This window comes from Trichocoleus sp. FACHB-40, from assembly GCF_014695915.1.
Taxonomy (GTDB): domain Bacteria; phylum Cyanobacteriota; class Cyanobacteriia; order Cyanobacteriales; family FACHB-T130; genus Funiculus; species Funiculus sociatus.
Genome location: NZ_JACJPF010000055.1, coordinates 85,098 through 97,603, shown reverse-complemented (window position 1 = coordinate 97,603; position 12,506 = coordinate 85,098). Strand labels below are relative to the sequence as shown.

Genomic DNA, 12,506 nt, shown 5'->3' with positions numbered 1-12,506 from the left:
CGTTAATATAAATAATATACATAATAATCAAATTTTTATATTTTCAACAAAAGAGATTTAGGTAATTATAATCATGGCGATACAAGAGCGAGATGTTGACAAAAATAATATTCCAAGAGAGCGATACCGGGACAACAACGGGAGAAAATATCTTTGGGTCGTCTTAGCGAGTGTACTCTCGACCTTGGGTTTAGTGGCAGCTGGCTTCTGGCTGTATCAGCGGCTGGCATCAAGAGATGCGATCGCACCCGTTACTACCGTCAGCCCTTCTATCAGTCCGACAGTTGAACCACCCGCCGCATCTCCCCTGCCTAGTGTTGGCATTCAACCCGCTCAATTTGTCCAGCCTGCTTTAGGCAACAAAGCGCAAGTAGAATTAACCGCAGTCCGGAGAGTTCTCGGCGCACCCGATGAAGTTACCGTTGAGATGCGAATTAATCGTCTTTCAGACGATGTTGGGGGTAGTGACATTATTAGTCCTGGGTCTACAACCGCCCGTAATCCTATCACCAACGAAACTTACTATGCAGTAGATGTTCTTAATCGTTCATCCGGATCAACTTCTTTATATCAGTTGAGTCGAGGTCAACCACAGGAAGCTTATGTTGTGTTAAATGTGCCAGCAGGCATTAACACTATTGACATTTTTGTTGAGAACACGGGAGTATTTAGGAATGTGCCAATTGCTGATGCCACCGCTAATCCAGTGAGTAGAATGGCACCCGCACCTCCAGCACCCATTAACACAGCGCCAATTGCCCCAGTTCCCCAATCTCAAGTCCCGTATAGCACAGCCAGTACGCCTCGCCGCAACGTTGGAATTCAACCAGGTCAATTTGTGCAGCCTGCTTTGGGTACAAAGGCACAAGTAGAGTTGCTTTCAGTAAAGCGGGTCGCAGACCCAGAATTGAGAACCCGCGACGTAGTGAACGTGCAGATGCGCGTCCGCCGTCTGGCAACGGATAACATAGTTGGGAGTGACATTATCTCTGTAGGCGGGACAACAGCCAGAAATCCTGTCACCAGCGAAACCTACGAAGCAGTTGACTTGCTTAATCGTTCCACGGGAAACGTTTCTTTGTATTTATTGCGTCCCCAAGCTTCGGGTGATGCGTATGTTTGGCTGAGGGTACCAGAGGGAACCAACACCCTTGACATTTACATACCTGAGACGCAGGCATTTAAGAATGTGCCTATTTCCAATTAGATAGGCGTAATGAGATAGTTATGAGTTGTGAGTTTGAAATTCATAACTCGTAACTCCTAACTATTAAGAGCGTATGAGCAATTTTTTATCTGGCGTGGCTGTTGTACTTTCTATTTTGGCGTTGATTACCAGCAGTTACAGTGCCTATCAAGTTTTGGAACTGAGAAAGGACGTTGATACTGCTGATAATTTACAAAGCAATGCAACGGCTACTGATAATCAAACACCTGTGCCAACACCTGATGCACAAACCACTCCCGAAGCCAATAGTACGATTCAACCAAGGCAGTTTGTTCAGCCTGCTTTGGATGGTAAAGCGCAGGTAGAGTTGCTTTCAGTGCGGCGAATTGCACACCCTGATAATGGATTGCGAAATGTGGTAAATGTGCAATTTCGGTTACGACGTGTGACACCGGACGTGGCGGGGTCAGAAGCTTTATTTCCGGCAGCGACAACTGCTAGTAATCCCATCACAAACGACAGCTATAAAGCTGTTTGGGCTAATCGTGCCACGCCGTCTATTCCTCTGGATAGTATTGGCCAAAATGCCTCAGTTGATGCTTATGTTTGGCTGCAAGTACCGCAGGGAACCAATTCGCTAGATATTTACGTTCCCAACACGCAGCCGTTTAAAAACGTGCCGATTTCAAACTAAAAACCGAAAATAAGGGTGGGCTTTTGAAGTCCATCTCACAAAATTAAAACAAAATTGCTTACTTATGGGGCAGGTATCTTGTCTGCCATTTTAGATAAATTTTTAAAGTAAAAATAAAAATCATGGATCTCATGCAGATGAGCGGTTCGTTACCTAACAACTACGTAAAAAGCACTAGCACACCACCTGAATTAGGCTTAGTTTGCATCACCACGTCTGATAAAGTGCGTTATCGCGCCCTGACGCGCAAGCGACTATTACAGCTGCCGACTGTGGAGCAAGAGCAAGTTTTGCGGCAGTTGTATACTGATAATTTGCAACGCTTGAATGCGGCAATAGATTTCTGTAAAGAGAATAATATTAGGCTTTATCGAATCCCCTCTGGGTTGTTTCCGTTTGCTGATACGGAACAGGGGGAGGCAATACAGGATGAGTTTAAGGAACAGATAAAAGCCACAGGCGATCGCGTTCGTCTTTCTGGCATCCGATTGGTGGTACACCCAGATCAATTTGTGGTACTCAGTTCCGATACGCCGTCTGTGATTGAGAACAGTATTAAGATTCTCCAGATGCACGCCCGAAATATGGATTTACTGGGGATGCCGCGATCGCCTTGGGCGATGATGGAGATACACGGTGGTAAAGGCGATCGCGCTGAACGTCTGATCAATGTCATCCGCGATCTACCTGATGAAATTCGCTCTAGATTAGCACTAGAAAACGATGAATACGCTTACAGTGCAGCAGAAATTCTGGCTGTTTGTCGGGAAGCTGGCGTACCAATGGTTTTCGACGCACACCATCATGTAATTCACGAGAAGCTGGATACTTACGAAGATGCCAGCATTGCCGAGATTTTAGCAGCCGCGCGTACTACTTGGCCTGTACCTGAATGGCAACTGGTGCATATTTCCAACGGGCGGGAAGAGTTTGGCGATCCGCACCACAGCGATTTTATTACAGTGATGCCGAGTTCCTATCGAGATGCTCCTTGGATTGAGGTGGAAGCTAAGCTGAAGGAAGATGCGATCGCTAAACTGCGCGAAATTTGGCCTCCTGTCTTTGGTACTGCACCTGCACCGAAACCGGCAGAGGACAAGCCAATAGACGAAACTCCCCAGAAAACTAAGCAAAAGAAACGTTCTCTTAAGAAGGTTGAACAATTGGAGGATCAACCTCAGAAAACTAAGCAAAAGAAACAACCAGCCAAAAAGGTTGCAAAAAGCAACAGTGAAGTTTTGAGTGCAAACTTAAGCGGCGAGTAAAGGTGATAGTGCATCCCAGCAAAATACCAGGAGAAAAGGAAGTCTGTGGGCAATTTGCAAATACGGGATGCTCCCACCCCTCATCCCAAGCTACAACTTATTTACCGCTTCTGGTTCTAGCTTCTGGACTTCTCTCAATCGTGCGACGGATATCATTAAGCGATCGCCCTTCTTGCAACGCTCTCAATTGGCTTTGCATACCATTGCTATCGGCATCGCGTCCCAGCACTTCCCGATAGATTTGGTTAATTTTGTCACGGGCTTCTTGACTTTGAACAATCGAGCGACGAATATCCTGAAGTGACTCACCATCTTGTATAGCTCTTACGTGACCTTGGATGCCTCTGAAATCACCATCCCGTCCCAGGACTTCTCGATAAATTTTATTTATCTCCGAGTAATAATTCTTTGTTGAATTACCTTGCTGCGAAGTGTTGGAACGCCAAATCTCATCCTGAGTTGCTGGCCGTCCGCAAACTACTTGGTTGGAGTTATCCACGATACATAACCGTTGCTGTGCGCGGACTGGGGCTACAAAAATAGGTGTAATCAATAATGCTGCGGTGAAGAGGGTTGTTAACTTCATATGTTTTATCCCCTGAATATTTGTTGTATATTCACAGTACAGTTGACTTCTGTTTCCTCTCTTCACCTAAGTTACTCATCCAAGTGGGTGATTGGCAAGATCAGCAGAACTGGGGATAAATCTGTCGCCACGCCAGCACCGTAAATATAGTGTTTCTCAATTGAAGTCCAATACAGACCTAACCCCCCAACCCCCTTCCCTTGTAGGGAAGGGGGAGTTAGCCACTGCCCTTGTAGGGGTGGTTGGGAGAGGTCAGATTGTATTGCATCCAAAGGGTTAGGCGTAACCTTAACCCATCCTAAAGCTACTTATTTGCTGTCATCGTTGCCTATTACCTTCTCAACCAGTTCTTTTGCTCCTTCAATCAACCCAGGATTGGATTGATTGGTTGCTTTGACACTTTCTTGGTAAATTTCATCCTGCTTTTGCGGATCGCGAGCCTGCTCTGCGGCTTCTTCATAAGATTCTTCCCGAAGCTCAATTGCTGCGCTGTTTCCAGAGGTACTGTCAACTTCCTGTGCAGTCAACTGTGATGCTGCATAAGCTGGCTGACTGGCAAAAATGAATATATTTGACAGAGTAAGCAAACTTATCAAACCTACAACCAAAATGCTCTGGCGAAATGCTTGACGTAAAGCTATTAAAATGCGTTGCATATAAATCTCCTCCCAATCGTTTTTGGTACAATCTGACGCTAAGCGCGATCGCATTTGTCGCCTGGTGCGACATCGCTACACTGACCAAAGGCTATCTCTTAACGTCAGAAAAATCTCTTGACCAGAGAGATTTTAAAGGTTTAACTACAACACTCCCTTCTGCCGCAAGATACATTCAAGCACTGGGAAAAATTAAGGATTGTTATCGCTCGATTACGAATGGGAAAGTTTTAAATTAATAACTTAATAACTCATAGCTTTTTTTAATTTTTCAGGTAGTAAGATTCGGTTGAGGCAATTTCCCAAAAGCATCTAAGAGCAGTTGCGGAATCGCTTTTGGGCGCATCGCTGTTATATCCACCCACACCCACAGTGCCTGGGCTGTCACCAACAGCTTTTCCTCTGGCTGTTTGCGAATTTCATAGCGGCGAATGGCACGCGGGCCACGCATCTCGGAAAGCCAGGTGGTGACTTCCAGCCACTCGCCTGCAACGGCTGGGCGCAGATATTCTATCTCAATCCGCCGCATCACGAAGACACCGCCCAACTCTTCGCAGCGTTGCTGGGTAAAGCCGAGGTGTTCTGAGTGTTCAACAGCCGCCTGTTCTAGGTAATGCTGATAAACGGCGTTGTTGACGTGGCCGAGGGAGTCCATCTCGTGATATCGTACCCGCAGCTGAGTTTTGAACGGTTGCATGCGATCGCTTAGTCAAGATATTTCTTTTCCATTTCCAGGCTAACTGATACCGTCCCGCCTCTTATGCTTTCTTCTGGTATAAATAGCGTTTCTCAGTTGGGGTTACACCCATAAGAGTTTGCCGTCCATCCCTATGAATTTGCTTTGGCGATGGGAAATTCGACAATTCTTTTTCTAGGAATTGGTAATTGGGAAGATATCTTTCCCAATTACCAATCCTCAATCCCCCTTTTTTAGCCCTCTTCATCCGGGGAGTCATTCTCATCAAGTCGCTGCAACAAAGCTAGATGAAAAGCTTGCCGAGTTTGAGCATTCAGATATCTCTCTTGTAACGGTTGCCATTCCTGCCAAGCTTGGTAAGCAGTTTGATGCAGCTGTTCGGCAAGAGTTGGAAGCTGGTTTTTGACCTTAGAGTGTAAGACATCAGTCAGCACTTCGGCTAACACTACACTGTCTTGAATTTGCCCCAAAATTTCCTGAATTGATTTCACATCTTGCAGATAACCTGCATAAGCGGGGCCATAGAGGTCTGTAAATAGTTCCATCTGATAGCGGACGCGCTTTGCTTCTTTACGCAAACTGTGGAGAGCTTCCCCTTGATCTGCTAAAAGTTGCGTTACAGCTTCTGGTTCTAAATCTTTGGCAATTTTAATTTCTGCTGCTTTGACATCAGTTCCTAGCAACCAACCAGGGTGGAGAAAAAAGCGACTGACTTCCGGTAAAAGTAAATCTGGTAGAACCTGACGTAAAGGCATCTGAGCAATTTCTTGATAACTTGGATGCTTTAGCCATGTTTGGAACGACTGCTTCAGTTTCTGGTAACGCTGATGATCTAAAGTTTGGCGTACTTGCTCTAGGGCGTGGTGACGCTGTTTATTTAAAGATGCGATCGCTTCCTCTAAGGTTTTTTGCTCTTTTGAGGGTAAATTAGGATAATAACGATTTTTTAGCGCTTCCTGAAGTACGTCTATATCTCGCAACTCCCCAAGACTATGACCTATTTTCCCAATCTTGTTTTCTTGGGCTGACTTAGGAAGATCCAGTGCTGGAGCAAAGCCTGTTATTGCTGAACGCAAGCGACGCATCCCGACGCGCATCTGGTGTAAGGCTTCTGGGTCTTTGTCTTTGATGACGTCGCTTTCGTGTTTAAGCGTTTTGTGAAAGTGTTTTTCAATCGCTAGGTAAGCCCAATCTCCTAGATTCTGGGCTTTTTCTAATGCACTCTTTTTCATGGCAATATTGCCTCACCCGTGTAAAAAATTAATAAATCCTTAAGATGGAATTAAGCTGAATGTTCACACTAGCACATTCCTGCTCAAATTTCGGTATTTCACTTTAACGCAACCAAATAGGATTTATGATATTACCTGGGGAAGAGATCCATAAGTCGTATCGGGTTAGTGTTTCCCCAGTTTGCAGGTTTTTGATGAATGGCTTGCCAGTCCAGATTTGGCAGCTACAGAGATTTTTCGGTTCCTGAATCTCAAAGTCACCCTCAGTTTGTTGCAACCGGAAAAACTCAATATGCCAGTGAGCAGGTTCAACAGCAACACACTCGTTTGAATGTTGCCGTTGAACCTGCTTAATTGCAGTGGGCAGAAAATCGATATCTAGCACATATGATTGATAGTTATGCTGGCAGGCAAATTCTACAACTTTCTGCCAGTCATAGACTGGATCTTTCTCGCCATGAAGTTTGCTATCGTCGCCAAAGCAGTAACCTCCAAACAGCCAAACCAGTTTTGATAAGATGGTTTCTTGGCGGATGCGATCGCTTCTTAAAAGTTCTAAATCTTCCTCTAGGAGGACGCGATCCGGAATGCACCACCAGTATTCCCAATAAATTTGTGCATCTAATGGTAGCGTCCGCTTGATGACTCCGGGGATGCGATCGCGTCGCTGAATCAAGCGTATTTCCTCCTTAGATGCACTCCTACCATCCGGAATCGGCAGATCCATATTTGCCGCCAGAGGATGTTTCGGCGCGATCGTCATCTCATTAGGGACGAAGGAGTCGAGGTTCAACACAGATACTCTCCGAATCGGGCTACTGCAAATGTAATTTTCTACTCTATATCTTAGAATAGGTCGGTTTTGGCTATAAATTTTTATATATAGCAATTCAAGGGTTGGATGCGATACCTCTGTAGTGACATGGCAATGCTATTCCCTACCAACGTTAGAACCGCAATATATTTTACCCAACTGAGAAACGCTATATTAAATTTAAGTTTAAGCTTTTATTATCTTCGGGGAAATTAGCTAACCTGAAATCAGACCTGATGCACGACTATCTGAATCGGGTAAAATTCCGTGATTATTAAGAAGAGGTAAAGGAGCGTGTCGGTAACGATCCTCATTATTTTTTCTCTAGGGTTGATGCCACTGTTGATTTCAATGTGGGCGATGCGTAAAGCAGAGGAACGAACGCGATCGCGGTTGAGATCGGCTATGCGGAGGGTATCTGCTAGAGAGTTGCAGAGAATGTCAACTTCTATAGATCAGCATTATATTGAAGGAGTTGGTTATTTAATTGGCGATATAACTTGTCAATTTAATGCCCACTCTCCTTACATCCGTTGTGCTATTAATCCTAGTGGCCCTTGCCAAGATTGTTACCACTATCAATCAAGGGAATATAATTAATTTTACTCGGTAACAATCCGCCCAGAAAGATAATTTAAACCCAAGAAAATAGCCGCAATTGTTCCAGAAACACAAATTTTTCCTTTTGTTATTAATTCCATAACTTCTGTTATAGGAATTAACACAACTTCAATGTTTTCGGTGATATCCAAATTTTGTTTACTTCTTTGCTGAACATTTTTAGCTAAACATAAATGTATTTTATTAGTGTCTTTGGGCGGGTTATCGTATAACGTCGCTAGTTTAATTATTTGGTCAGCCACATAGCCTGTTTCTTCTTCTAATTCTCTAGCGGCGGCAACAATACTATCTTCTGATTCTGAAAAAGCCCCAGCCGGAAGTTCTAATAATATTTCTTCGACTGCATGGCGATATTGCCGCACAAAAACAATTTCTTTTTGTGGGGTTATTGGTAAAATTACAGCAATATCTGGTCTAATATTTACAAAGTAGTCGTCTATTATTTGTTCGGTAGGTAATTCTATTTCATCTTGCCGAATTTTACACCATTGGTTGTTGACAACCAATTTTGATTTAAGAATTTTCCACTTTTTGAGAGGTTTCATATAAGAGAATAGATAAAAAACGGCATACACCTTAATTTACTGTGGGGCAGGTGTCTCGCCTGCCATTATAAAACAGGTAACATACCTGTTTTATAGCGTTTCTCAGTTGGGTAGAATATATTGCGGTTCTAATGTTGGTAAAGAGTGGGAATGCCATCAAGGTTTTAGGGACATGGCATTGCCATGTCCCTACAGATGTATCCCACCTAACCCTTGAATTACTGTACTATCGCGTTAACAATCAATTTGGAACTCTTCTCCAACTCGGTTGGGTGACAGAGGACGAGAAAAGAAGGATACAACAAATAATATGCGAATTAGTATTGAAACCTTCACAGTAAACAAGCGATTTCCTCTAACCATCAGTCGCGGTACGACAGCGCAGACGACTAATGTGTGGGTACGTGTAATTGAAGATGGGATTGAGGGATGGGGGGAAGGAACGCCCTTTTCCATCGGCGAACAGCGGCAAACGACAGAGAGTATTTTGGAGCAATTGCAGCAAATCGCGCCAAGTTTGGAGAAATTCCATACCTGGGAGAAGCAGCAGATTGAAAGCGTGTTGCAAGAGGCACTTCTTCCTTCCTCAGCGCAAGCAGCAATTGATGTGGCATTGCACGATTGGATGGGAAAGCGGTTGGGATTACCTCTGTGGCGGTTGTGGGGGTTGGATTGCTCGCGGATTGTCCCGACCTCTGTCACAATTGGGATTAATTCTCCGACAGCAGCCGTAGAGCGATCGCGCGACTGGCGACAACTGACTGGGGCAAAAGTTTTAAAGGTAAAATTGGGTAGTTCGCTGGGCATTGAAGCAGATCAGGCGATGTTGATGGCAATTCGGGAAGACGCGCCAGAGGCAATTTTGAGTGTAGATGCCAACGGTGGTTGGAATTTGGAAGATGCTGTGACGATGTGCGCTTGGCTGTCGCGTCTTGGCGTTAAATATGTCGAACAGCCGTTACCGCGAGGAGAAAATTTAGGAGTAATGGGAGAATCGCCGCTACGGGAACTAAAAGCGCGATCGCTTCTCCCAATTTTTGTCGATGAAAGTTGTTTTACCAGCAGGGATATACCTCTACTCGCAGATAAAGTTCATGGCGTTAATATCAAATTAATGAAATGTGGAGGTTTAACTGAGGCGATTCGCATGGTGCATACAGCGAAAGCTTGTGGGTTGCAGGTAATGTTTGGTTGTTATTCTGACAGTGTTATTTCTAATACGGCAGCAGCGCAGCTTTCGCCACTAGCTGATTATCTGGATTTAGATTCTCACTTAAATTTAATAGACGATCCTTTTACAGGTGCATCCTTGCAAGATGGGCGACTGTTACCGAATGATTTGCCAGGGTTGGGAATAAGTAAAAATTAGAAATTAAAAATTAAATGCTAAATCCTAAACATCGAGTTGCAATTCTGCTGCATGAAGGGATTCGCGGCATTCATGGGAAAACTGGATTGGCGCTATTACGTTACAGTGAATCGCCAACAGTGGTGGTAATCGATCGCCAGTGTGCGGGCGAATCTTTACGACAATTGACTGGTATTGAGTGTGATGCTCCGATTGTGGCTTCAGTTACAGAGGCGCTAACCTACGCACCCGACGTACTTGTAATTGGCATTGCGCCGTCTGGGGGTGCGTTACCGGAGGAATGGTGGCAAGAGGTGAAACAGGCGGTGGCTGGGGGTTTGTCGGTGGTGAATGGACTGCATACCCCGATGGCATCACCGGAACTTCAGGCATTGTTGAAAGAGGGACAGTGGATTTGGGATGTGCGCCAGGAGCCAACAGAGTTAAAAATAGGGAGTGGTTTGGCGCGATCGCTTTCTTGTAAGCGTGTCCTCACTGTTGGCACGGATATGAGTGTTGGCAAAATGTCAACCAGTTTGGAACTAAATAAAGCAGCAACAAAGCGGGGTTTACGTTCTAAGTTTCTTGCTACTGGTCAAGCTGGTTTAATGATAGCGGGTGATGGTGTGCCGTTAGATGCCGTGCGCGTGGACTTTGCCGCTGGTGCAGTTGAGCAGTTGGTGATGCGTTTTGGGCAAGAGTATGAGATTTTGTTTGTTGAGGGACAAGGTTCCCTATTGCATCCCAGTTCAACAGCAACGCTGCCACTGTTGCGCGGAACGCAACCAACGGGGTTAATTTTAGTGCATCGAGCGCAACAAGCAGCTATTCGCAATCATCCTCATGTGGTAATACCGCCGTTACCAGAGGTGATAAAGCTTTACGAGACAGTAGTGGCGGCTGGTGGTGCTTTTGTGGCGGTGAAGGTGGTTGCGATCGCTCTGAACACTGCTCATCTGGACACTGCAACTGCACAGCAAGTTATCGCGCAGATACAGACAGAAACTAAATTACCTTGCACAGATCCAGTCCGTTTTGGTGCCGAGTTGCTGTTAGATGCTGTTATGAATAATTAGTCAAAGATAACTCACAATTAGGGGTTGAATTATCGAGATAAATATTTCGTCTTCCAATTTCTAAAATTACCTGTTGGGATTAGCGCATTGCTTCAAGCATTTGGCAAAATATGAATACACTAATAGAAAAATAGATATACTATCCACCGCTATGAAACCTATCTGGAATTCCCTGTTTGCTCTTGTCTTGTTGTCATCTTCTCCCGCAACGGTGCTAGCTGAACCGACATCGCCTCCCACGGTAATAGTTACTCCAGTTCCCAAAAAGACTGAAACCAAACCAGAAGAAACTACCACCCCCGAAGTTAAACCATCTGCGGAAGAGGCGGAACCGCAACCGGGTTCGGAAGCTACCCAAAAGCCGGACACCAAACCAGAGTCCGACGCTGAGGAAAAACCAGAGGAGGAACCGGAACCGACTCCAGAAGAAATTGCCAAGCAGCAAAAACTGATTGAAGCTGATAGTCTTTATCTGGGGGGACAATTTGCTGAAGCAGAAAAGCTGTATCGGGAAGTTAAAGCGCCATTTGCTAACGCAACAGAAAAGACTGAACGCAAAGAGCCAATTACCGATGCGGAACTATTACCACCTGCGGGTAAAGTTTACTGGCGCGAGGCGCAAGCTGGTTTAGAACAAAAGCTGGAAAGTAAAATTTTCGTACCGCTGCAATTTTTGGTAGAACAGTATCCGGAATTTATCGCCGGTCATGTGCAGTACGCCAAAGCGTTGCAAGAATATAACAAGGCAAAAGAATCTATACAAGTTTTGGAGAAAGCAACAACTTTATATCCCGCCGAACCAACCTTACTTAAAGCAAAAATTGAAGCTTACAGAAAGCAGGAGGCGTGGTTAGAAGCTTCGCTGGCGGCGCGTCAATTTGCTTTATTAAACCCGAATCATCCGGAGGCGGCTGAATTTACAACTTTGGCGGATGAGAATTTGAAACGTTACAGAAAGCATCTTCGTGCCGAGTTGAGGGGGAATGCGATCGCTAATGCGATTACAGGCGCTTTAAGCTATGCAGTTACTGGCAGTTTATATGGGCCTTTAACTGCTGTTGAAACTTCTGTATTAATGCTGCGTGGCGAATCTGCTATTGGTGAATCGGTAACAAAACAGGCAAAACGCCAATTGCCTCTGGTTGAAGATGAAGAGGTGTTAAAATACGTTCGCGACATAGGAAATAAACTGGCAACTGTGGCGGGACGTAGTGATTTTGAGTATGAATTTTACGTTGTCTTAGATGACAAACTAAATGCTTTTGCTCTCCCAGGCGGCAAAGTTTTTGTAAATGCAGGTGCAATTACTCGCACTAATTCAGAAGCAGAATTAGCTGGTTTATTGGCCCATGAATTATCTCATGCTGTATTATCTCATGGGTTTCAACTGGTAACGCAAGGAAATCTTACTTCCAGCGTGACAGGATTTATTCCCTATGCGGGAGGTACTGTCACCAATCTCATCGTTTCCGACTACAGCCGCGACATGGAACGTCAGGCGGACATTCTCGGAACTCGCCTAATTGCTGCTACCGGATATGCTGCTGATGGGTTGCGTAATCTGACGGTAACGCTGAAAGAGGAAGATAGCGATCGCCCAATTTTTACTTGGCTCTCAACTCATCCTGTCACCGATGAGCGGATTCGTTATTTGGAAAGTTTGATTGAAGGCAACGGTTACAACCGCTATGCTTATGAAGGAGTAGCGCGACACAATGAAATCAAGGCTAAAGTGAAACAACTCCTAGATGAGGCTAAGAAGAAGGAAAAAGAACGCAAACGACAACGCGATCGCAATTAGATG

General features: G+C 44.9%; 13 protein-coding genes and 1 pseudogene. 7 read left to right on the top strand and 7 right to left on the bottom strand.

The genetic code is table 11. The annotated features are described in order from the left end of the window. Positions 1-73: 73 nt before the first annotated feature. The 3 genes and pseudogenes from H6F63_RS12575 to uvsE form a co-directional block, all read left to right on the top strand. Positions 74-1,207, top strand: coding sequence for a hypothetical protein (locus H6F63_RS12575; RefSeq protein ID WP_190637808.1), 1,134 nt, complete (start codon positions 74-76; stop codon positions 1,205-1,207). A 73-nt stretch (positions 1,208-1,280) separates the two neighbouring features. Next, positions 1,281-1,862, top strand: coding sequence for a hypothetical protein (locus H6F63_RS12570; protein WP_190637806.1), 582 nt, complete (start codon positions 1,281-1,283; stop codon positions 1,860-1,862). Between the two features lie 137 nt (positions 1,863-1,999). After that, positions 2,000-2,905: pseudogene (gene uvsE, locus H6F63_RS12565) on the top strand (UV DNA damage repair endonuclease UvsE); the annotation flags it as partial. 319 nt (positions 2,906-3,224) lie between these two features. On the opposite strand, the gene H6F63_RS12560 reads toward uvsE, so the two are convergent. The 6 genes from H6F63_RS12560 to H6F63_RS12535 all read right to left on the bottom strand — a co-directional run bounded on the left by H6F63_RS12560 (position 3,225) and on the right by H6F63_RS12535 (position 7,094). Next, positions 3,225-3,713: a hypothetical protein gene (locus H6F63_RS12560; protein ID WP_190637804.1), complete on the bottom strand. Its 489-nt coding sequence runs from the start codon at positions 3,711-3,713 to the stop codon at positions 3,225-3,227. A gap of 71 nt (positions 3,714-3,784) precedes the next feature. Beyond that, positions 3,785-3,985 (bottom strand): hypothetical protein, encoded by a 201-nt coding sequence (locus H6F63_RS12555; RefSeq protein WP_190637802.1) that lies wholly within the window; start codon positions 3,983-3,985, stop codon positions 3,785-3,787. Positions 3,986-4,021: 36 nt separating this feature from the next. Continuing rightward, positions 4,022-4,369 carry a hypothetical protein gene (locus H6F63_RS12550; RefSeq protein ID WP_190637801.1) on the bottom strand — a complete coding sequence of 116 codons (348 nt, stop codon included), beginning with the start codon at positions 4,367-4,369 and terminating at the stop codon, positions 4,022-4,024. Positions 4,370-4,640: 271 nt separating this feature from the next. Then, positions 4,641-5,066: a thioesterase family protein gene (locus H6F63_RS12545; protein ID WP_190442020.1), complete on the bottom strand. Its 426-nt coding sequence runs from the start codon at positions 5,064-5,066 to the stop codon at positions 4,641-4,643. Between the two features lie 233 nt (positions 5,067-5,299). Then, positions 5,300-6,298, bottom strand: a complete 999-nt coding sequence (locus H6F63_RS12540) for a CHAD domain-containing protein (RefSeq protein WP_190637799.1) — start codon at positions 6,296-6,298, stop codon at positions 5,300-5,302. A 103-nt stretch (positions 6,299-6,401) separates the two neighbouring features. Next, the gene (locus H6F63_RS12535) at positions 6,402-7,094 is read right to left on the bottom strand and encodes a hypothetical protein (RefSeq protein WP_190637797.1); all 693 of its coding nucleotides are present in this window, start codon (positions 7,092-7,094) and stop codon (positions 6,402-6,404) included. A 312-nt stretch (positions 7,095-7,406) separates the two neighbouring features. On the opposite strand from H6F63_RS12535, the gene H6F63_RS12530 reads away from it, so the two are divergent. Beyond that, a complete protein-coding gene (locus tag H6F63_RS12530) occupies positions 7,407-7,712 on the top strand; it encodes a DUF6464 family protein (protein ID WP_199297982.1) in 306 nt (101 codons plus the stop codon). Positions 7,713-7,714: 2 nt separating this feature from the next. Here H6F63_RS12530 and H6F63_RS12525 read toward each other — a convergent pair whose 3' ends face one another. Continuing rightward, positions 7,715-8,278, bottom strand: coding sequence for an NUDIX hydrolase (locus H6F63_RS12525; RefSeq protein WP_190637795.1), 564 nt, complete (start codon positions 8,276-8,278; stop codon positions 7,715-7,717). Positions 8,279-8,588: 310 nt separating this feature from the next. Here H6F63_RS12525 and H6F63_RS12520 point away from each other — a divergent pair, with 310 nt between their 5' ends. From H6F63_RS12520 to H6F63_RS12510, 3 genes are all read left to right on the top strand, one after another. Continuing rightward, the gene (locus tag H6F63_RS12520) at positions 8,589-9,647 is read left to right on the top strand and encodes a dipeptide epimerase (protein WP_190637792.1); all 1,059 of its coding nucleotides are present in this window, start codon (positions 8,589-8,591) and stop codon (positions 9,645-9,647) included. Between the two features lie 14 nt (positions 9,648-9,661). After that, positions 9,662-10,702, top strand: a complete 1,041-nt coding sequence (locus H6F63_RS12515; RefSeq protein ID WP_190637790.1) for a DUF1611 domain-containing protein — start codon at positions 9,662-9,664, stop codon at positions 10,700-10,702. Positions 10,703-10,853: 151 nt separating this feature from the next. Beyond that, the gene (locus tag H6F63_RS12510; RefSeq protein WP_190637788.1) at positions 10,854-12,503 is read left to right on the top strand and encodes a M48 family metalloprotease; all 1,650 of its coding nucleotides are present in this window, start codon (positions 10,854-10,856) and stop codon (positions 12,501-12,503) included. The last annotated feature ends 3 nt before the right edge of the window (positions 12,504-12,506 follow it).

Bases quoted from the DNA above. Each gene is read 5' to 3' on its own strand.
- H6F63_RS12550 (WP_190637801.1), bottom strand. From the start codon at position 4,369: ATGCAACGCATTTTAATAGCTTTACGTCAAGCATTTCGCCAGAGCATT.
- H6F63_RS12510 (WP_190637788.1), top strand. From the start codon at position 10,854: ATGAAACCTATCTGGAATTCCCTGTTTGCTCTTGTCTTGTTGTCATCT.
- H6F63_RS12570 (WP_190637806.1), top strand. From the start codon at position 1,281: ATGAGCAATTTTTTATCTGGCGTGGCTGTTGTACTTTCTATTTTGGCG.
- H6F63_RS12540 (WP_190637799.1), bottom strand. From the start codon at position 6,298: ATGAAAAAGAGTGCATTAGAAAAAGCCCAGAATCTAGGAGATTGGGCT.
- H6F63_RS12560 (WP_190637804.1), bottom strand. From the start codon at position 3,713: ATGAAGTTAACAACCCTCTTCACCGCAGCATTATTGATTACACCTATT.
- H6F63_RS12525 (WP_190637795.1), bottom strand. From the start codon at position 8,278: ATGAAACCTCTCAAAAAGTGGAAAATTCTTAAATCAAAATTGGTTGTC.
- H6F63_RS12520 (WP_190637792.1), top strand. From the start codon at position 8,589: ATGCGAATTAGTATTGAAACCTTCACAGTAAACAAGCGATTTCCTCTA.
- H6F63_RS12515 (WP_190637790.1), top strand. From the start codon at position 9,662: ATGCTAAATCCTAAACATCGAGTTGCAATTCTGCTGCATGAAGGGATT.
- H6F63_RS12575 (WP_190637808.1), top strand. From the start codon at position 74: ATGGCGATACAAGAGCGAGATGTTGACAAAAATAATATTCCAAGAGAG.
- H6F63_RS12545 (WP_190442020.1), bottom strand. From the start codon at position 5,066: ATGCAACCGTTCAAAACTCAGCTGCGGGTACGATATCACGAGATGGAC.